Source organism: Mycolicibacterium arabiense, assembly GCF_010731815.2.
Lineage (GTDB): Bacteria > Actinomycetota > Actinomycetes > Mycobacteriales > Mycobacteriaceae > Mycobacterium > Mycobacterium arabiense.
Map to the genome: position 1 here is coordinate 1025911 of NZ_AP022593.1, position 19434 is coordinate 1045344.

Annotated in this window: 18 protein-coding genes; 4 read left to right on the forward strand and 14 right to left on the reverse strand. The window is 69.3% G+C overall.

Annotated elements, in window-relative coordinates; genetic code table 11:
* Positions 1 to 34: 34 nt before the first annotated feature.
* Positions 35 to 970, forward strand: coding sequence for an alpha/beta hydrolase (locus tag G6N61_RS06505; protein ID WP_163924638.1), 936 nt, complete (start codon positions 35 to 37; stop codon positions 968 to 970).
* On the forward strand, positions 967 to 2445 hold the full coding sequence (locus tag G6N61_RS06510; RefSeq protein ID WP_163917788.1) for a flavin-containing monooxygenase: 1479 nt from the start codon (positions 967 to 969) through the stop codon (positions 2443 to 2445). The genes G6N61_RS06505 and G6N61_RS06510 overlap by 4 nt, the downstream gene beginning before the upstream one ends.
* On the opposite strand, the gene G6N61_RS06515 is transcribed toward G6N61_RS06510, so the two are convergent.
* The 7 genes from G6N61_RS06515 to mihF form a co-directional block, all read right to left on the reverse strand.
* A complete protein-coding gene (locus tag G6N61_RS06515) occupies positions 2442 to 3203 on the reverse strand; it encodes an SDR family NAD(P)-dependent oxidoreductase (RefSeq protein ID WP_163917789.1) in 762 nt (253 codons plus the stop codon). The genes G6N61_RS06510 and G6N61_RS06515 overlap by 4 nt on opposite strands.
* A gap of 15 nt (positions 3204 to 3218) precedes the next feature.
* A complete protein-coding gene (locus tag G6N61_RS06520) occupies positions 3219 to 4232 on the reverse strand; it encodes an acetamidase/formamidase family protein (RefSeq protein WP_163917790.1) in 1014 nt (337 codons plus the stop codon).
* 108 nt (positions 4233 to 4340) lie between these two features.
* On the reverse strand, positions 4341 to 5549 hold the full coding sequence (gene metK / locus G6N61_RS06525) for a methionine adenosyltransferase (protein ID WP_163917791.1): 1209 nt from the start codon (positions 5547 to 5549) through the stop codon (positions 4341 to 4343).
* Between the two features lie 113 nt (positions 5550 to 5662).
* Complete coding sequence (gene coaBC, locus G6N61_RS06530) at positions 5663 to 6916, reverse strand: bifunctional phosphopantothenoylcysteine decarboxylase/phosphopantothenate--cysteine ligase CoaBC (protein ID WP_163917792.1); 1254 nt, start codon at positions 6914 to 6916, stop codon at positions 5663 to 5665.
* A 30-nt stretch (positions 6917 to 6946) separates the two neighbouring features.
* Positions 6947 to 7243, reverse strand: coding sequence for a DNA-directed RNA polymerase subunit omega (gene rpoZ / locus G6N61_RS06535; protein WP_163917793.1), 297 nt, complete (start codon positions 7241 to 7243; stop codon positions 6947 to 6949).
* Between the two features lie 89 nt (positions 7244 to 7332).
* Positions 7333 to 7887 carry a guanylate kinase gene (gene gmk / locus G6N61_RS06540; protein WP_163917794.1) on the reverse strand — a complete coding sequence of 185 codons (555 nt, stop codon included), beginning with the start codon at positions 7885 to 7887 and terminating at the stop codon, positions 7333 to 7335.
* Between the two features lie 36 nt (positions 7888 to 7923).
* Positions 7924 to 8247, reverse strand: a complete 324-nt coding sequence (mihF, locus tag G6N61_RS06545; protein ID WP_067811067.1) for an integration host factor, actinobacterial type — start codon at positions 8245 to 8247, stop codon at positions 7924 to 7926.
* A gap of 715 nt (positions 8248 to 8962) precedes the next feature.
* Between mihF and G6N61_RS06550 the strand changes: the two genes are divergently transcribed.
* Complete coding sequence (locus G6N61_RS06550; protein WP_163917795.1) at positions 8963 to 9280, forward strand: hypothetical protein; 318 nt, start codon at positions 8963 to 8965, stop codon at positions 9278 to 9280.
* A gap of 10 nt (positions 9281 to 9290) precedes the next feature.
* On the opposite strand, the gene pyrF is transcribed toward G6N61_RS06550, so the two are convergent.
* The 7 genes from pyrF to pyrR are packed head-to-tail and all read right to left on the reverse strand — an operon-like array spanning position 9291 to position 18094.
* Positions 9291 to 10109, reverse strand: coding sequence for an orotidine-5'-phosphate decarboxylase (gene pyrF / locus G6N61_RS06555; protein ID WP_163917796.1), 819 nt, complete (start codon positions 10107 to 10109; stop codon positions 9291 to 9293).
* Entirely contained in the window at positions 10106 to 13471 is a 3366-nt protein-coding gene (carB, locus tag G6N61_RS06560; protein ID WP_163917797.1) for a carbamoyl-phosphate synthase large subunit, read from the reverse strand. Before carB ends, pyrF begins: the two co-directional genes overlap by 4 nt.
* Positions 13471 to 14619 (reverse strand): glutamine-hydrolyzing carbamoyl-phosphate synthase small subunit, encoded by a 1149-nt coding sequence (gene carA, locus G6N61_RS06565; protein WP_163917798.1) that lies wholly within the window; start codon positions 14617 to 14619, stop codon positions 13471 to 13473. Before carA ends, carB begins: the two co-directional genes overlap by 1 nt.
* Positions 14616 to 15185 carry a PH-like domain-containing protein gene (locus G6N61_RS06570; protein ID WP_163917799.1) on the reverse strand — a complete coding sequence of 190 codons (570 nt, stop codon included), beginning with the start codon at positions 15183 to 15185 and terminating at the stop codon, positions 14616 to 14618. The genes carA and G6N61_RS06570 overlap by 4 nt, the downstream gene beginning before the upstream one ends.
* A complete protein-coding gene (locus G6N61_RS06575; RefSeq protein WP_163917800.1) occupies positions 15182 to 16537 on the reverse strand; it encodes a dihydroorotase in 1356 nt (451 codons plus the stop codon). Before G6N61_RS06575 ends, G6N61_RS06570 begins: the two co-directional genes overlap by 4 nt.
* Positions 16534 to 17484 carry an aspartate carbamoyltransferase catalytic subunit gene (locus tag G6N61_RS06580; protein ID WP_163917801.1) on the reverse strand — a complete coding sequence of 317 codons (951 nt, stop codon included), beginning with the start codon at positions 17482 to 17484 and terminating at the stop codon, positions 16534 to 16536. Before G6N61_RS06580 ends, G6N61_RS06575 begins: the two co-directional genes overlap by 4 nt.
* Before the next feature lie 16 nt (positions 17485 to 17500).
* Positions 17501 to 18094: a bifunctional pyr operon transcriptional regulator/uracil phosphoribosyltransferase PyrR gene (gene pyrR, locus G6N61_RS06585; RefSeq protein ID WP_163917802.1), complete on the reverse strand. Its 594-nt coding sequence runs from the start codon at positions 18092 to 18094 to the stop codon at positions 17501 to 17503.
* Positions 18095 to 18210: 116 nt separating this feature from the next.
* Here pyrR and G6N61_RS06590 point away from each other — a divergent pair, with 116 nt between their 5' ends.
* On the forward strand, positions 18211 to 19431 hold the full coding sequence (locus tag G6N61_RS06590; RefSeq protein ID WP_163917803.1) for a serine hydrolase domain-containing protein: 1221 nt from the start codon (positions 18211 to 18213) through the stop codon (positions 19429 to 19431).
* The last annotated feature ends 3 nt before the right edge of the window (positions 19432 to 19434 follow it).

The window sequence follows — 19434 nt, forward strand, 5'->3', positions numbered from 1 at the left end:
CGGGCAGCGGCCCGACATCGACCCGATCCTGAAGATGGTGCTGGACGCGGTGCCGCTGGAGTTCACGATCGCCGACGGCGTCGACGTCGCCCGCGAGAAGTTCCGGGCAGTCAAGCCGCCGCCGGAGATACTGCCCGACCTGCGCATCGAGGCTCGCGTCGTCGGTCACGGGGACCTGACCGACGTGCCGGTCCGCATCTACTGGCCGCCGGTCGACCAGCACGCTCACCTGCCCGTCGTCGTCTTCTTCCACGGTGGCGGCTGGTGCATCGGCGACCTCGACACCCACGATCACGTCGCCCGAGCGCACGCCGTGGGCGCCGAGGCCATCGTCGTGTCGGTGGACTATCGCCTGGCGCCCGAGCATCCCTTCCCCGAGGGCGTCGAGGACGCGTGGGCGGCACTGCAGTGGGTCGCCGACCACGCGACCGAACTCGGCGGCGACCCGGCCCGCATCGCCGTGGCAGGCGACTCCGCGGGCGGCAACCTCGCGGGGGTCATGGCGTTGCGGGCGCGTGACGCAGGCGGGCCGCCGCTGGCGTTCCAGCTGCTCTGGTACCCCGTCGTCGTCGGTGACCTGTCGGCGCCGTCGTTCACCGAGAACGCCGATGCGCCCATCCTCAACCGCGACGTCACCACGGCGTTCCTCACCTGGTACCTGCCGGGGATGGACATGACCGATCCCGCCGCACTGCCGACCGATCTCGCGCCCGCGAACGCCGCGACGCTGGCGGGTCTGCCGCCCGCGTACATCGGCACCGCCGAGCACGACCCGCTGCGCGACGACGGCGGGAGGTACGCCGAATTACTCGGCGCCGCAGGGGTTCCCGTTCAGCTGTCCAACGAGCCGACCATGGTGCACGGCTTCGTCAGCCTCGCATTGGTGGCCCCTGCGGCGGCCGAGGCCACCCAGCGCGGACTCGCGGCACTGCGGGCCGCGCTGCATCCGGCCGGGGGGGACGCGCGATGACCACGCCCGACCACCACACGATCATCGTGGGCGCCGGGTTCTCCGGCATCGGCGCGGCCATCGCCCTGGACCGGGCGGGCCTGCACGACTACGTCATCCTGGAGGCCGGCGCCGAGCCCGGCGGAACCTGGTACTGGAACACCTATCCCGGCATCGGGGTCGACATCCCGTCGTTCTCCTACCAGTTCTCGTTCGAGCAGAGCACCAGTTGGTCGCGCACCTACGCCAAGGGCGGCGAACTCAAGGGCTATGCCGACCGCTGTGTGGACAAGTACGGGCTGCGCCGCCGGATCCGGTTCGGCATGCACGTCGCCGCGGCGGTGTTCGACGACGAGAACGACACGTGGCGCGTGGATCTCGCACACGGCGGGTCACTGACCGCGCGCTTCCTGATCAACGCCAGCGGCGTGCTCACCGTGCCCAAGCTGCCCGACATCGACGGCGTCGACACCTTCGCCGGTGTCACCATGCACACCGCGCGCTGGGATCACACCCAGGACCTGACGGGCAAGCGAGTCGCCATCATCGGCACCGGCGCCTCGGCCGTGCAGGTGATCCCGGAGATCGCACCCAAGGTGGAGCACCTCACCGTCTTTCAACGCACGCCGATCTGGTGCCTGCCGAAGTTCGACGTCCCGCTGCCCGCTGCCGCGCGCCTGGCGATGCGGATCCCCGGCGGCAAGACACTGCACCGGCTGATCAGCCAGGCCTACGTGGAACTGACGTTCCCGATCTCCGCGCAGTACTACACCGTGTTCCCACTGGCGGACCGCGCCGAGCGGCTGTGCCGGGCCTATCTCAAGCGCGAGGTTCGCGATCCCGTCACGCGAGACAAGCTGACCCCGCGTTACGCCGTCGGCTGCAAGCGCCCGGGATTCCACAACACCTACCTGTCGACGTACAACCGCGACAACGTGGCTCTGGTGACCGAGCCCATCCGCGAGGTCACGCCGTCGGGCGTCACGACCGCCGACGGCACCACCCACGAGGTCGACGTGCTCATCCTCGCCACCGGGTTCAAGGTGATGGACGTCGACGCGGTGACCTTCGACGTCACTGGAAGCGGCGGCGTGGAGCTGGCGGACTACTGGGAACGCAACAGGATGCAAGCCTACGAGGGCGTCAGCATCCCGGGATTCCCGAACTTCTTCTCCGTGATGGGTCCGTACGGCTACGTCGGGTCGTCCTACTTCGCGCTGATCGAGGCGCAGACGCGCCACATCGTGCGGTGCCTGAGCCAGGCCGCACACCAGTCGGCGTCGCGGGTCGAGGTGTCGCAGGAGGCCAACGACCGCTACTTCGCCGAGATGATGCGCAAGCGGCACCGCCAGATCTTCTGGCAGGAGAGCTGCAGCAAGGCCAACAGCTACTACTTCGACAAGAACGGCGACGTCCCGCTGCGGCCTGCCACCACGTTCGAGGCCTATCTACGCAGTCGTCGCTTTCCGCTGCGGGACTATTCGTTCAGCGCCTAGAACTGCACGCCGCGGGTGAGCGCGCCGTCGACCACGAGGTTTGTGCCGGTGATGAAGCTGGCGGCCGAACTGCTCAGGAAGACAACGGCATTCGCGACCTCGCCGGGGGTTGCCATGCGCCCGGTGGGGTTGAGGCCGAGCGCGGTCGCGAACAGTTCGGGGTCGTCGCGCTCGATGGACGGCCACACCCCACCCGGGAAGTAGGTGTTGCCGGGGCTCACGGTGTTGGCGCGGACGCCCTTGCCCGCGAGGTCGAACGCCAAGCCCTGGGTGTAGTGGATGATCGCGGCCTTCATGGTCCCGTATGGCCCTGCGGCGAAGTCGATCTCGCGTCCGGACACACTCGAGATGGTGACGATCGAACCCGTTCCGCTCTCGAGCAGGTGTGGTAGCGCCGCCTCCACCAGGCCGACGGTGCCCATGAGGTCGACGTCGAAACTCGTCCGCCAGTTCTCCGCGTTGGCCGGGATGGCCAGGGCGCTGACATTCGCCACCACGCCGTCGATGCCGCCGAGTGCCTCGGAACTGGCGGCCACCCACTCCGCGAGCGCGGTGCGGTCCCCCACGTCGACGGCGCTGCCGATGACGGTCGACCCCGTGGCGGCCAACTCCGTCTGGGTGGTCGCCACGGCGTCGGGCGTCCGGGCGCAGTAGGCCACCGCGGCGCCCTCGGCCAGCAGGCCGTCGACGACGGCCCGTCCGATGCCGCGGGTGCCCCCGGTGACGAGGAAGCGCTTGCCGGAGAGTCCAAGATCCATGGTGCCGAGTTCCGATCAGTAGTCGATGGAGCCGAGAGAACTGGCGGTGCGGCGTAATTCGGCGTGCAGGCCGTCGTAGGCGGGTGCGGGTGGCAGCAGCCGCTTGTCGATCTTGGTGACGGCGCTGTAGTTCGTGTCGACGACGTTGGCGATCGGCACCTGCGAGATCTGGGTCAGCAGCTGATACGCATCGAGCCGGTCGAGCCCGTACAACTCCCCCAGCCAGCCGATCATCTCGACCTGACTCGCACGCCACGCCTCCTCGAGCGGCCGCCCGGATCCGATGCACATCAGGTGCGTGTCGGTCTCCAGCCGCGGCCACGCCGGACCGCGGCCCTTGACCAGGTCGACGATCGCCGTCACGTGCATGGCACCCTCGACCGCGGTCCCGCACGACTCGCCCTCGCCCTGCCGGTAGTGGCCGTCACCGAGTGAGAACAGCGCTCCCTCGACGTTGACCCGCAGGTAGCAGGTGGCGCCTGCGGTCATCTCCGGGGTGTCCATGTTGCCACCGAAGTCGCTCGGCACCAGTGACGTCCGTACCTCGCGGCGGCCTGGGGCGACGCCGACCGTGCCCAGCATCGGGTTGGCGGGCAGGCGCACCGAGAAGTCGCTCGCCTGGGCGTCGAAGCCGACGGTGTGCGTGCCGGCGTCGTAGTCGTAGACGTAGGTGCGTTCGGGCAGCGGGTCCTGCAGCGTCGGGCTGACCGGGATGCTGGTGAGGCCGCCGAAGAACGGGATCAGCGTGGAGGCGCCCCACGTCCGCGCCGGGGTGAGGTCGACCAGGTGGACGGCCAGCGTGTCGCCGGGCTCGGCGCCCTCGATCCAGAACGGTCCCGTCTGCGGGTTGAGGTCCTCGGTGTTCAGCGCGGTGCTCGCGACGTCGTCGCGGCTGGTGATCCGCCCGCCGTAGGCGTCCTCGGTCCACAGCGACAGCACGGTGCCCGGCCGCACGCGCATCACCGCGGCGGCGCCACCGAAGGTGTAGGTCAGCTGGTCGACGGTGGGAATGAAGGTCACCTGGTCCATGACCACCATCCTGCTCGACTTCCCCCCACCGCGCGAGCAGACGCAAAGGCCCCTGTTCCTGACGGAAACAGGGGCCTTTGCGTCTGCTCGCGTGGAGAGATCGGGAGGTTAGACCGAGGCCTTGAGGTCCTCGACCTTGTCGGTCCGCTCCCAGGGCAGGTCGACGTCGGTGCGACCGAAGTGGCCGTACGCGGCGGTCGGCGCGTAGATCGGCCGCAGCAGGTCCAGGTCGCGCACGATCGCGCCGGGGCGCAGGTCGAACACCGACGTGATGGCCTTCTCGATGCGCGCCGGGTCGACGGTCTCGGTGCCGAAGGTCTCGACGAACAGACCGACGGGGGCGGCCTTGCCGATGGCGTAGGCCACCTGGACCTCGACGCGCTCGGCGAGGCCCGCGGCGACGACGTTCTTGGCCACCCAGCGCATCGCGTAGGCAGCTGAGCGGTCGACCTTCGACGGGTCCTTGCCGGAGAACGCGCCGCCGCCGTGGCGCGCCCAGCCGCCGTAGGTGTCGACGATGATCTTGCGGCCGGTCAGACCGGCGTCGCCCATCGGGCCACCGAGGACGAACTTGCCGGTGGGGTTGACCAGCAGCCGGTAATCCGACGTGTCCATGGAGTCATGGTTCAGGTCGGCGAGGACGGTGTTGACGACCTTCTCGCGGATGTCCGGCGTGAGGCCACCCTCCAGGTCGATGCCGTCGGCGTGCTGGGTGGACAGCACGACCGTGTCCAACCGGACCGGGGTCACGCCGTCGTACTGCACGGTGACCTGGGTCTTGCCGTCGGGACGGAGGTAGTCGAGCACGCCGCTCTTGCGCACCTCGGTGAGCCGGCGGGCAAGTCGGTGCGCGATCGCGATGGGGAGCGGCATCAGCTCGGGCGTGTCCCGGATGGCATAGCCGAACATCAGGCCCTGGTCGCCGGCACCCTGGGCATCCAGCGGGTCGCCTGCGCCTTCGACGCGCGCCTCGTGGGCGGTGTCGACGCCCATCGCGATGTCGGGCGACTGCGCGCCGATGCCGATGTTCACGCCGCAGGTCTCGCCGTCGAAGCCCTTGTCCGACGAGTCGTAGCCGATCTCGAGGATGCGCGCGCGAACCGTCTTCGGGATGTCGGCGAACGCCTCCTTGGCGGTGGTCGTGACCTCGCCGACGACGTGCACCTGGCCCGTGGTCACCAGCGTTTCGACGGCGACGCGAGACTTCGGATCCTGTGCGAGCAGCGCGTCGAGCACGGAGTCGCTGATGGCGTCACAGATCTTGTCGGGGTGGCCCTCGGTTACCGACTCACTGGTAAACAGCCGAGCTTTGCTCACGGTGTAGTCCCTCTCCATTGCTTAGTCATGCGAATGATATAGCCGTCAGTTGTAGGCAAACGTGCAACCCATGCGCTCGCAACCCTTGTGCTCAGGCTGCGGAGTGCGCCGCGTCACCCCAGGCGCAGGAATGCTCCGATCGCGTCCACGATACGGCTGGCCATCAGGGTCTTCGAACCGTGCTCCAACGCAACCTCGTTGCCGTCGGCCGACAGGAGCCACCCGTCGTTGTTGTCGACTTCGAAGGCGCGGCCCTCGCCGACCGCGTTGACGACCAGCAGGTCGCAGCCCTTGCGCGCGAGCTTGGCCCTGGCGTGGAACAGCACGTCGCCATTGGCGTCGCCCGTCTCGGCCGCGAAGCCGACGATGGCCTTCATGTTGGGCAGCTGCCCGTCCGTCCGCGCGCGTACGGCGGTGGCGAGGACGTCCTCGGTGCGCGTGAGTTCGATCGCGGGTGCGTCGGAGGCGTGTCCGGGTTCGTGCGACTTCTTGATCTTGCTGGTCGCGACGTGCGTGGGCCGGAAGTCGGCGACTGCCGCCGCCATCACCAGGACGTGCGACTCGGGCGCGTGCTTGGACACCGCGTCGTTCAGCTGGTCCGCCGAGCCGATGTGCACGACCTCGACGCCTGCCGGGTCGCCGAGACCGACGGTGTTGCCCGCGATCAGCGTGACGTCGGCACCGCGCTGGGCGGCTACGCGCGCGACCGCGTATCCCTGCTTGCCGGAGCTGCGGTTGCCGATGAACCGCACCGGGTCGATCGGTTCGCGGGTGCCACCGGCGCTGACGAGCACCTTCACGCCGGACATGTCGTAGGGCAGCGCGTCGGGTCGCTCCAGCAGCAACTGGGCGAAAGTGCTGATCTCCTCGGCTTCGGGGAGGCGACCCGAACCGCTGTCGGCGCCGGTGAGCCTGCCTGCGGCCGGTTCGAGCACGATGGCACCTCGACGCCGCAGCGTCGCCACGTTGTCGACGGTGGCGGGGTGGTGCCACATCTCGGTGTGCATCGCCGGGGCGAACAGCACCGGGCACCGCGCGGTCAACAGCGTGGCGGTCAGCAAGTCGTCGGCGCGGCCCGAGGCCGCGCGTGCGATCAGGTCCGCGGTCGCCGGTGCCACGACCACGAGGTCGGCCTCCTGGCCGATGCGGACGTGCAGCACCTCGTCGACGTTCTCGAAGACCGTGGTGCGGACCGGGTTGCCGGAGAGCGCCTCGAACGTCGCGGCGCCGACGAACTTCAGCGCGGATTCGGTGGGCACGACGCGAACGGAGTGCCCGGCCTCGGAGAGCTGGCGTACCAGGGTGCACGCCTTGTACGCGGCGATGCCCCCGGCGACGCCGACGATGATCTGCTTGCGCTCAGTCATTTCGCTCGCCCGAGACCCCGCCGCTGGCCGCTACTCGCCGCCCTCGGTGTGCTCGAGGAGGTCGGCGTGGATCTCGCGCATGGCGATCGACAGCGGCTTCTCCTGCAGACCCGGCTCGACGAGCGGGCCGACGTATTCGAGGATGCCGTCGCCGAGCTGGTTGTAGTAGTCGTTGATCTGGCGCGCGCGCTTGGCGGCGTAGATGACCAGTGCGTACTTGCTCGACGCGCGATCGAGCAGCTCGTCGATGGGTGGGTTGGTGATGCCCAGCGGCGTGTCGTAGGCGGTGGCGGCGTCGGAGTCGAGGCTCTCGACAGGGTTGCTCACGAAGAAATCTCCCGGTGTTTCGGAGTAGCTGCTGGATGTCTGATGGGCTTGTCCGGCGGCCTCTCCAACACGTTCAGGCGCCCGGACGGTCAACGGCCCACCAGCAAGGATACCAATTCAGCGCACGCCGACTCCAATTCAGCGTTGACGACGACCGTGTCGAAGCTGTCCTGGGCGGCCAGTTCGGCTCGCGCGGTGTCGAGTCTGCGAGCCATGACCTCTGGAGTCTCGGTGCCGCGGCCGACGAGTCGGCTCTCCAGGGCGTCCCAGCTGGGTGGGGCCAGGAAGACCGACACCGCCTCGGGCATCGCCTTCTTGACCGCCTGTGCCCCGGCCAGGTCGACCTCGATCAGCACGGGACGCCCGGCGCGGGCGGCCTCTCGGACGGGTCTGGCGGGCGTGCCCGAGCGGTGCAGGCCGCCGTGGATGTCGGCCCACTCGAGCAGTTCGCCGTCGTCGATCAGTTGCTGAAACCGTTCGGGGGTGACGAAGGCGTAGTCGACGCCGTCCACCTCACCCGGTCGCGGGGACCTGGTGGTGGCGGAGACGCTGAAGTGCAGGTCGGGAATCCGTTCGCGCAGACATCGCACGACGCTGGACTTACCGACAGCAGAGGGACCGGACAGCACCACGACGCGTGTCATGGCCGTCCGGCCCCTCGGCCGGCGAACACTTGATCCCTAATCGCTGGTGAAGTCGAACTTCTCCAGGAGGGCCTTGCGCTGACGATCGCCGAGGCCGCGCAGGCGGCGGGTCGGAGCGATCTCCAGCTCGGTCATGATCTCCTGAGCCTTGACCTTGCCGACCTTGGGCAGGGCCTCCAGCAGTGCGGAGACCTTCATCTTGCCCAAGACCTCGTCGGTCTCGGCGTCCTTGAGAACCTGCTTGAGGTTGGTGCCGCCGCGCTTGAGTCGATCCTTTAGTTCGGCTCGCGCTCGACGTGCGGCAGCAGCCTTCTCCAACGCTGCCGCGCGCTGCTCGTCGGTCAACTGGGGAAGGGCCACGGGGTTCCTCCGTCTCTTGCCGTCATGTGTTGTGTCTTGACTGGTTAGACAACCAGCCAGCGGGGACGACCGTACCCACGCTGACTGACGAAAGCTAACCCCACCCCCGGCTCGAGGAGCCGTTTTCCCAGCGTGTAGGACGCCAGCGAACCATGCCGGCGCCCCCGGAATCGCGCCTCACCCGGCGCCAAGAAGCGTCGTCGACCTCGGATGTGCCTGTTCACCAGCGGTTTTGGCGCGGCGCCCCGATCCGGGACGGCACGCCCGACCCAGCAGGCCCGGCGATGCCGGTTGGCGGCACCCCCGCTGGGGAGAAATTTTCCCAGGTCACCGCGTGTCGGGCGTGTCGGAACGCGCAGTCCACGACCCGGGCGTCACCCCCGTCACTCCAGTGACAGGCGTCACATCAACCCTCACCGAGCACTCACACGCGCCCCGAAGGCCACGCACAGGCAGGCGCCTTAGCGTGCGGTGGTCGGGCCGATCCCGCCGAAGCCGGCCCAACCGAACCAGCCACGGCGCGTGCGGCCGGTGGTGATGACACCGCCGGCCGCACGCCATCGTCGGTTGCGTTCGCCGGCAGTCGTTCTCGACTCACCAACGGACGCACAGCGCGCACCTAAGCCGACCACAGAGCCGACCCATCCCCGCTTCCTAGCGTCACCGGTACGTGCGGCGAACACGCGCCTCGCGAACGGAGACGGAGTCGAACGACATGACCTTCAAGACAGCCCTGAGCGCATCGACGATCGCGATCGGCGTCGGACTCGGTGCGTTGGCCGGGATGGGCACCGCCGCGGCGAATCCGGGCCAGCCCTGCAACGCACCGGGCGCCCCGGCATGCCAGGACCAGCGCGGAGCAAACGATCAGAACCGCGGCAACACCCCGACCGACTGGCGGCAGCGCGGGGCTGACCAGGCCCGTCAGGACCACCAGCCGTTCAACTGGAACGGTCAGCAGGTCAACCCCATGCGTGCGGGCAACGGCGACGGCTGGGGCTTCTGGTTCCTCGGGCAGTGGATCCGGCTCTAGCCGGCACCCGCTAGCGCGCCAGGTGTGCGACGGCGTCCCGCATGCGCTCCCCCACCGTGCGGAGCGCCGCCACATCGGGCCCGGCTCGCAGCACGTCGCGCGAGACGGCGGGCAGCAGCGTGCCCGGTGCGGCGCCGCCCAGCCCTGCCAACGCCTCGGGCCGCCCGCCCTGGGCGCCCACGCCCGGCACCAGCACCGGGCCGTTCAGGGCCGTCAGGTCGGGCACCTCCGACAGCGTGGCGCCCACCACGACCCCCACCGAACCCAAGCCCACCGAAGCGACGTTCTCCGCCGCCGCATGGTCGACGATCGACTGCGCGACGGACCTGCCGTCGGCGATGGCGCGCTGCACGTCGGCACCCTCGGGGTTCGACGTCGCGGCGAGGACGAACACGCCGCGCTCGTTGGCCGCGGCCAAGTCCAGCAGCGGACGCAGCGACCCGAACCCCAGGTACGGCGACGCGGTCACGGCGTCGCACGACAGCGGCGATGACGCCGCCCAGGCGGCGGCGTAGGCCGCCATCGTGGTGCCGATGTCGCCGCGCTTGGCGTCGGCCAGCACAAGTACCCCGGCGCCGCGCAGCGCGACGATCACGTCCTCCAGCACCGCGAAGCCCGCCGACCCGTACGCCTCGAAGAACGCCACCTGCGGCTTCACCACCGCGAACCCCGCGAACGCCTCGACGCAGGCGTCGGCGAACGCGCGCAGACCGTCGGCGTCCGCGCCGAGACCCCACGCCCGGAGCAGTTCGGGGTGCGGGTCGATGCCGAGGCACAGCGGACCCCGCGCGGACACCGCCTCGGTCAGCCGCGCCCCGAACGTGGTCACGTCCGGCCGTTCGCCTGCTCGCGTGCCCCCATGCTGCTGTGCAACTCCTGCAGCGACATGACGCCGATGTCTCCCCGGATGCCTGCCTCGATGCCCTGCACGGCCGCGGACGCGCCCTGAACGGTCGTCACGCACGGGATGTTCATGGCGACCGCTGCCGAGCGGATCTCGTACCCGTCGACGCGTGGACCGGAGTTGCCGTAGGGAGTGTTGATCACCATGTCGACCTCCCCGGCCTTGATGGCGTCGACGGCCGACGTCGCAGGCCGGTCCGCGCTGGGCGCCTCGAAGTGCTTGCGCACGGTGTCGCACGGAATGCCGTTGCGGCGCAACATCTCGGCGGTTCCCTCGGTGGCCAGCACCCGGAACCCGAGATCGGCCAGCCGCTTGACCGGGAACACCAGTGAGCGCTTGTCCCGGTTGGCCACCGAGACGAAGACCGTACCGGCGGCGGGCAGCGAACCGTATGCCGCGGTCTGGCTCTTGGCGAACGCGGTGCCGAAGTCCCGGTCGATGCCCATCACCTCGCCGGTCGACTTCATCTCCGGGCCGAGCAGCGAGTCGACTTGCGAGCCGTCGGCCTTGCGGAACCGGTTGAACGGCAGCACCGCCTCCTTGACCGCGATGGGCGCGTTCGGTGCGACGTCGGCACCATCGCCGGTCGCGGCGAGCATGCCCTCCTGGCGCAACTGGGCGATGCTCGCGCCCAGCATGATCCGGGCGCAGGCCTTGGCCAGCGGCACGGCCGTCGCCTTCGACACGAACGGGACCGTGCGGCTGGCCCTCGGGTTGGCCTCCAGCACGTAGAGCACGTCGTCCTTGAGCGCGTACTGCACGTTGAGCAGTCCGACGACGCCGATGCCGTGGGCTATGGCCTCGGTCGCATGCCGTACGGCGGCGATGTCCTGCTTACCGAGGGTCACCGGCGGCAGCGCGCACGCCGAGTCGCCGGAGTGGATGCCTGCCTCCTCGATGTGCTCCATCACGCCACCGATGTAGACCTCGGATCCGTCGCACAGGGCGTCGACGTCGATCTCGATGGCATCCTCGAGGAAGCGGTCCACCAGTACGGGGTGCTCGGGCGAGAGTTGCGTGGCGCGAGTGATGTACCCGCGCAACGTCTCATCGTCGTAGACGATCTCCATGCCGCGCCCACCCAGAACGTAGGACGGGCGTACCAGAACCGGGTAACCGATGTCGGCGGCGATGCGTCGGGCCTGCTCGAAGCTGGTCGCCATGCCGAACCGTGGCGCGGGCAACCCGGCGTTCTTGAGCACCTCGCCGAACTCGCCGCGGTCCTCCGCGAGGTCGATGGCCTTGGGGCTGGTGCCGACGATCGGGACGCCGGCGTCGGAGAGTCGCTGGGCCAGGCCCAGCGGCGTCTGCCCACCCAGCTGCACGATCACGCCGACGACACCGGGTCCGCCCGCGCCAGAGGCCGATTCGGCGTGGTAGACCTCGAGGACGTCCTCGAAGGTCAGCGGTTCGAAGTACAGCCGGTCGGCCGTGTCGTAGTCGGTCGACACCGTCTCGGGGTTGCAGTTCACCATCACTGTCTCGAAGCCGACCTCGCTGAGCGTGGTCGCCGCGTGCACACAGCTGTAGTCGAACTCGATGCCCTGACCGATCCGGTTCGGACCCGACCCGAGGATCAGCACCTTCGGCTTGTCGGTCTGCGGAGCCACCTCCGTCTCGGCCGCCGGGTCGATCTCGTAACTGCTGTAGTGGTACGGCGTCTTGGCCTCGAACTCCGCGGCGCAGGTGTCCACCGTCTTGTAGACGGGATGAACTCCCAGCCGCCGCCGCAGCGTCCGCACGCCGTCCTCGCCTGCGAGTTCGGGCCGCAGTGCCGCGATCTGACGGTCCGACAGGCCGCTGTGCTTGGCGGTGCGCAGCAGGTCCTCGTCGAGGACGGGCGCGGCGCGCAGCTCCGCCGCGAGGTGCACCAGGCGAGCGATCTGGTCGACGAACCAGGGGTCGACGCCGGAGGCCTTCGCGACGTCCTCGACCGACGCACCCTGGCGCAGTGCCTGCTCGATGTCGTACAGGCGACCGTCGGTGGGCGTCTTGAGCCGCGTCAACAGCTCCTCGACGGTGATATCGGGATCCACGCCGGTCCAGAAGCCGCCGCGGCCCGGCGTCTCCAGCGACCGCATCACCTTGCCGAACGCCTCGATGAAGTTGCGGCCCAACGACATCGCCTCACCGACCGACTTCATGGTGGTCGTCAGCGTGGGGTCGGCGCCGGGAAACTTCTCGAAGGCGAACCGTGGGGCCTTGACGACGACGTAGTCGAGCGTCGGCTCGAAGCACGCCGGCGTCTCCTTGGTGATGTCGTTGACGATCTCATCGAGGGTGTAGCCGATCGCGAGCTTCGCGGCGATCTTGGCGATCGGGAAGCCGGTCGCCTTCGAGGCCAGGGCACTCGACCTGGAGACCCGCGGGTTCATCTCGATGACGACGAGCCGCCCGTCGACCGGGTCGATCGCGAATTGGATGTTGCAGCCACCGGTGTCGACGCCGACTTCGCGCAGAATCGCGATACCGAGGTCGCGCATCGTCTGGTATTCGCGGTCGGTGAGCGTCATCGCGGGCGCCACGGTCACCGAGTCACCGGTGTGCACGCCCATCGGGTCGAAGTTCTCGATGGAGCAGACGACCACCACGTTGTCACGGTGGTCCCGCATCAGTTCGAGTTCGAATTCCTTCCACCCGAAGATCGATTCCTCGATCAGCACGTTGGCCGTCGGCGAGGCGGACAGGCCGTCGCCGGCCATCCGTTCCACGTCCTCGACCGAGTACGCCATGCCGGAGCCGAGCCCACCCATCGTGAACGACGGCCGCACCACGACCGGCAGACCGAGCTCGGCGACGGTGTCCCGGACCTCCTCCATCGTGAAGCAGACCCGTGAGCGCGCGGACTCGCCGCCGACCTTGGCGACGATGTCCTTGAACTTCTGCCGGTCCTCGCCCCGCTGAATGGCCTCGAAGTCCGCACCGATCATCTCGACGCCGTGGCGGTCGAGGGCCCCGTTCTCGTACAGCGCGACCGCCGTATTGAGCGCGGTCTGCCCGCCGAGCGTGGCCAGCAGCGCGTCGATCTTGTTGCCGCGCTCGGCCTGCTGGACGATCACCTTCTCGACGAACGCCGCGGTGATCGGTTCGATGTAGGTGGAGTCGGCGAACTCCGGGTCGGTCATGATCGACGCCGGATTCGAGTTGATGAGCGTCACCCGCAGGCCTTCGGCCTTCAGCACCCGGCACGCCTGGGTGCCCGAGTAGTCGAACTCGGCGGCCTGCCCGATGACGATGGGGCCCGATCCGATGACCAGGACGTGCTCGAGGTCTTCCCGACGCGGCATTAGCGCTCGACCTTCCCTGCCTTGGCTTCGGAGATGAGGTTGACGAATTGGTCGAACAGGTACGCGGCGTCATGGGGTCCCGCCGCCGACTCGGGGTGGTACTGCACCGAGAACGCCCTTCCGTCAACCAGTTTGATGCCCTCGACGACTCCGTCGTTGGCGCAGGTGTGGCTGACGATCGCCCGGCCGAACTGCGTGTCGAACTCCTCGCCGGCCTCCCCTTCGAGGGCGAAGCCGTGATTCTGCGAGGTGATTGCGACCCGTCCGGTCAGGTGGTCGACCACCGGAACGTTGATCCCGCGGTGACCGAAGGCCATCTTGTAGGTCGAACGCCCCAGGGCGCGGCCCAGGATCTGGTTGCCGAAGCAGATGCCGAAGAGGGGTATCCCGGCCTCGAGGACCTTGCGGGTCACCTCGACGACGTGGTCGGCGGTCGCCGGGTCACCGGGACCGTTGGACAGGAACACCCCGTCGGGATCGAGCGCGGCGACGGCGTCGAAGGTGGCGTTCGACGGCACCACGTGGGTCTGAATGCCCCGCTTGGCGAAGTTGCGCGGGGTGTTGGTCTTGATGCCGAGGTCGAGCGCGGCCACCCTGAAGCGTTGTTGCCCTTCGGCTTCCACCACGTAGGTCGTGCCGGTGCTCACCTCGCCTGCGAGGTCCGCACCCAGCATCGACGGCTGACTGCGCACCCGGGCGAGCAGCTCGTCCACCTCGGCCAGGGCGTCGCCCGAGAAGACGCCCGCCTTCATCGACCCCGCACTGCGCAGGTGCCGGACGACGGCGCGGGTGTCGATGCCCGCGATCCCGACGACTCCCTGGCGGACCAGTTCGTCGTCGAGCGTGCCGGTGGCGCGCCAGTTGGAGGCGCGCGGCGAGGGGTCCCGCACGGCGTATCCCGCAACCCAGATCTTGTCGCCGCGGCTCTCGGCGTCCTCGCCGTTCCACCCGGTGTTGCCGATCTGCGGTGCCGTGGCGACCACGATCTGACCGTGGTAGCTCGGGTCGGTCAGCGTCTCCTGGTATCCGGACATGCCGGTCGAGAACACCGCCTCGCCCAAAGTCTGTCCCACGGCGCCGAACTCGGTGCCGGTGAATACCCGACCGTCGTCCAGCACCAGCACTGCCCGACCGGCTTTCCTGCTCATCCGGCGTCCTCCTGTACCCAATTGGCGAGTTCGCGGCGGTCGTCGCCGCGGAACCCCGTGTCGATCTCGGTGCCCGACGGCAGCGTCCAGCGGATCGCCAGAATGCCGTCGTGCGTCACCACCTTGCCCGCGATGGCCCGTTCCGTTCGTATCGCTCTGATGGACTCGTCGGGGATCCAGATCGGGCTGGCGCCCGTGCGCTGCAGCATGATCCCCTCGGGGTACCGCGTCAGCACCGCCTTGCTGCGGAAGCCGAGGTCGCCGACCGCGACCCGATCGAGCCAGGCCGACGAGCCGCGCGCGGCAGGCGACTCGGACTCCTGCCCCGGGCCGCCCTGGGGAAGCGGCTCGGATCGGACGATGGTGCTGCCGACGTAGAGGCCGCGGGTGGCGGGAATCAGTGCGGGCCCGACGGTGTCCGGCATCGGCGGCAGCTTGCCGATCTGCTCCACCTGGCGCTGGGCGCGGCGCAACCAGCCGCGCATCATCTGCCGGATCAGCAGCGCGATGATCACGGCCAGCACGGCGGCCATGATCAGCGAGGTGATCAGCGTTGCATCGTTCATGCGCGATCCCGCTTCGCTTCTCGCTGCCCTTCATCCGCGAGTCCGCTCTTGCCCTCGCGCGCAGTCACCCTGCCGCGCAACAGTGTCAGCGTCACGGTCGCGGGCAGGGTCATGGCCTCGTACGGCGTGTTGTCCGAGCGGCTGGCCAGCGTCCGTCCGGTGACGGTCCACTCGGTGTCGGGGTCCACCACGGTGAGGTTGGCCGGCTCCCCCACCTCGAGCGGACGCCCCTGGTCGGGCAGCCCGACGATCGCGGCGGGCGCCTCGCTCATCACCCGTGCGACGTCGCGCCAGGTGAGCAGACCCGGCTGCACCATCGTCTGGACCACGACCGACAGCGCCGTCTGCAGACCGAGCATGCCGGGCCGGGCGGAGGCGAACTCGCACATCTTCTCGTGTTCGGCGTGCGGCGCGTGGTCGGTGGCCACGCAGTCGATGACGCCGTCGGCGAGTGCCTGACGCAGTGCGATCGCGTCGTCGGCCTCTCGCAGCGGGGGGTTCACCCGGTTGCGGCCGTCGTAGTCGGCGAGGCGCGCGTCGTCGAGCAGCAGGTGATGCGGCGTGACCTCGGCCGTGATCGAAATCCCCTGCTCCTTGGCCCATCTGATGAGTTCGACCGTGCCGACCGTCGACGCGTGGCAGATGTGCACGCGGGCGCCGGCATCGCGGGCCAGCAGCGCGTCGCGCGCGACGATCGACTCCTCGGCCGCACGGGGCCAGCCGGCCAGCCCGAGGCGGGCGGCGTTGGGTCCCTCGTGCGCGACGGCGCCCACGGTGAGCCGCGGCTCCTCGGCGTGCTGGGCGATCAGCACCCCGAGTCCGGTGGCGTACTCCAGCGCCCGCCGCATCACCAGCGGATCGTCGACGCAGACACCGTCGTCGGAGAACATCCGCACCTGGCCGACGCCCGCTGCCATCAGGCCCATCTCGGTGAGTTGCTTGCCCTTCAGCCCGACGGTGACCGCACCGACGGGGTGCACGTCGACCAGGCCCACCTGCTGGCCGCGGTGCCACACGTGGTCGGTGACCACGGCGGTGTCGGCGACGGGATCGGTGTTGGCCATGGCGAATACGGCGGTGTAGCCACCCAGTGCCGCTGCCGCCGAACCGGTTTCGATGTCCTCGGCGTACTCGCGGCCCGGTTCGCGCAGATGGGTGTGCAGGTCGACGAAGCCCGGGAGCAGGACCTGGCCGCGGGCGTCGACGACGTCGGCGTCGTCGGGTGGGGTCAGGCCGGCGCCGACCTCGGCGATCTGACCGTCGGACACCAGCACGTCGACGGGCTCGCCCTCGCCGTAGGGGCGGACCCCGCGGATCAGGATCGGCTGGGACCCGTGCACTCGAGACGTCATGCGCTGACCTCCGCTCCGCTGCCGACCAGGAGGTGGAACAGCACCGCCATCCGAACGTGTACACCGTTGGAAACCTGTTGCAGCACAGCCGACTGCGACGAATCGGCGACCGACGACGCGATCTCCATGCCGCGCAGCATCGGGCCGGGGTGCAGTACGACGACGCCGTCGGCGAGCCGGCCGAGGCGCTTCTCCGACAGCCCGTAGCGCACCGAGTACTCGCGCGCCGAGGGGAAGAAGCCGCCGTTCATCCGTTCGGCCTGCACCCGCAGCATGAGCACCACGTCCGCACCGGGAAGTTCGGCGTCGAGGTCGTGCGACACCGTCACCGGCCACGACGCCACCCCGGTGGGCAGCAGGGTTGGCGGCGCGACGAGGACGACCTCGGCCCCGAGCGTGGCCAGCAGCAGCACGTTGGACCTGGCGACCCGGCTGTGCAGGACGTCGCCGACGATGACGACGCGCTTGCCCTCGACTGCCCCGAGCCGCTGCCGGATCGTCAACGCGTCGAGCAGTGCCTGGGTCGGGTGCTCGTGCATGCCGTCGCCGGCATTGATGATCGAGGGGCCTGAGCCGTCTCGTTCCGCCGTCCAGGCCGCCAACTGCTGGGCCGCACCCGACGCCGGATGCCGGATGATCAGCGCGTCGGCGCCCGCGGCACGCAGGGTCAGCGCGGTGTCGCGCAACGACTCTCCCTTCGAGACCGACGATCCCGACGAACTGACGTTGATCACGTCGGCGCTCATCCACTTTCCCGCGACCTCGAAGGACACCCGGGTCCGCGTGGAGTTCTCGTAGAACATCGTGATGACGGTGCGACCGCGCAGCGTCGGCAGCTTCTTGACCTCGCGGCCGAGCAGGGCCTCGCGGAACCGGTCGGCGTCGTCGAGGATCGCGGTGGCCTCGTCGCGGCCCAGATCGGCCACCGACAGCAGGTGTCGAGTCATCGCTGGGAATCCTTGCTCATCGCGGGGGCCCTCCCGTGTTCGCAATCGTCACGCCGTCGGCGCCGTCCTGTTCGGCGAAGCGCACCTTGACGTTGTCCAGGCGTGACGTCGGCACGTTCTTGCCGACGTAGTCGGCGCGGATGGGCAGTTCGCGGTGGCCGCGGTCGACGAACACCGCCAGCTGCACGATCCGGGGGCGGCCCACGTCGCGCAATGCGTCGAGGGCAGCGCGGACGGTGCGACCGGAGTACAGCACGTCGTCGACGAGGACGACGATCGCGTCGTCGACGCCACCGTCGGGGATGGTCGTCTCGGCGAGCGCACGCGGTGGCTTGGACATCAGGTCGTCGCGGTACAGCGTCACGTCGAGCGCACCGGTCGCCACGTCGACGCCGGAGAAGTCGGAGATGTTGCGGGCCAGCCTGGCGGCGAGGGTGACGCCCCGGGTGGGGATGCCGAGCAGCACGACGCGCGGCGCATCGGGACCGCCGAGTGCGGTCTTCTCGATGATCTGATGCGCGATGCGGGAGATCGTTCGGCTCACGTCCGCCGCGGACATCAGTTCCCGATCGGGACTGGCGTCGGCAGAGCCGGCTGAGGCATTGGGCATGACGTACCCGGACCTCCTTCTCCGCCTCGCTGGACGGATCGTTAAAGGACGTCGAACTGCGCCGAACCATACCACCGGCGCGGTGGACCCGATTCGACGGCCTACGCTGAAACGCGATGAATCTCGACGGGAACCAGGCATCCATTCAGGAGGTCATCGACGCCGGGCTGCTGGCCGGCGCCGTGACGCTCGTCTGGCAGGGCGGCCGCGTGCTGCAGGTCAACGAACTCGGCCACCGCGACGTCGCCGCACGCGTCCCGATGCATCGGGACACGGTGTTCCGCATCGCGTCGATGAGCAAGCCGGTGACCGTCGCCGCGGCCATGACGCTGGTCGAGGAGGGCCGGTTCGCCTTGACCGACCCCGTGACGCCCTGGCTGCCCGAACTCGCCGACCTCCGGGTGATGGCGGATCCGGCCGGGCCGCTCGACAAGACCGTGCCGGTGCGCCGCCCCATCACGTTCGACGACTTGATGACACATCGCAGCGGTCTGGCGTACGCGTTCTCGGTGGGAGCGCCGCTGAATCGGGCCTACGGCAAGCTGATGTTCCGTCAGGACCAGGACCGCTGGCTGGCCGAACTGGTGAAGCTGCCGTTGGCCCACCAGCCCGGTGACCGCCTGACCTACAGCCACGCGACCGACGTCCTCGGAATTGCGCTGTCGCGCATCGAGGGCAAGCCGCTCTCCGAGGTGCTGGCCGAGCGGATCTTCGAACCGCTCGGGATGACCGACACCGGGTTCTCCGTCACCCGCGAGGGCCGCAGCCGGGCGGCGACGATGTACAAGCTCGAGGAGTCCGGCTCCGGTGGGCTCACGTTGCGCGACGACGCGATGGGACCGGCACCGTTGACGCCGCCACCGTTCTGCGCTGGCGGAGCAGGGCTCTGGTCGACGGCCGACGACTACCTGGCGTTCGCCCGGATGCTGCTGCACGGCGGCACCGTCGACGGAGTGCGGGTGCTGTCCGAGGACTCGGTCACCGCGATGCGCACCAACCGGCTGACCGACGAGCAGAAGCGGATCCCGTTCCTGGGCATGCCGTTCTGGCGCGGGCGCGGTTTCGGGCTGAACCTGTCGGTGGTGACCGATCCCGCCCAGTCGCGTCAGCTCTATGGCCCCGGCGGCCTCGGTACGTTCAGCTGGCCTGGGGCGTTCGGCACTTGGTGGCAGGCCGATCCGTCGGTCGACCGCATCATGATCTACCTGATCCAGAACCTGCCCGACCTCAGCCCCGACAGTGCTGCCGCAGCGGTCGCGGGCAACACGTCCATGCTGAAACTTCAGGCAGCGCAACCCAAGTTCGTCCGCCATACCTACCAGGCACTCGAGGACTGAGCA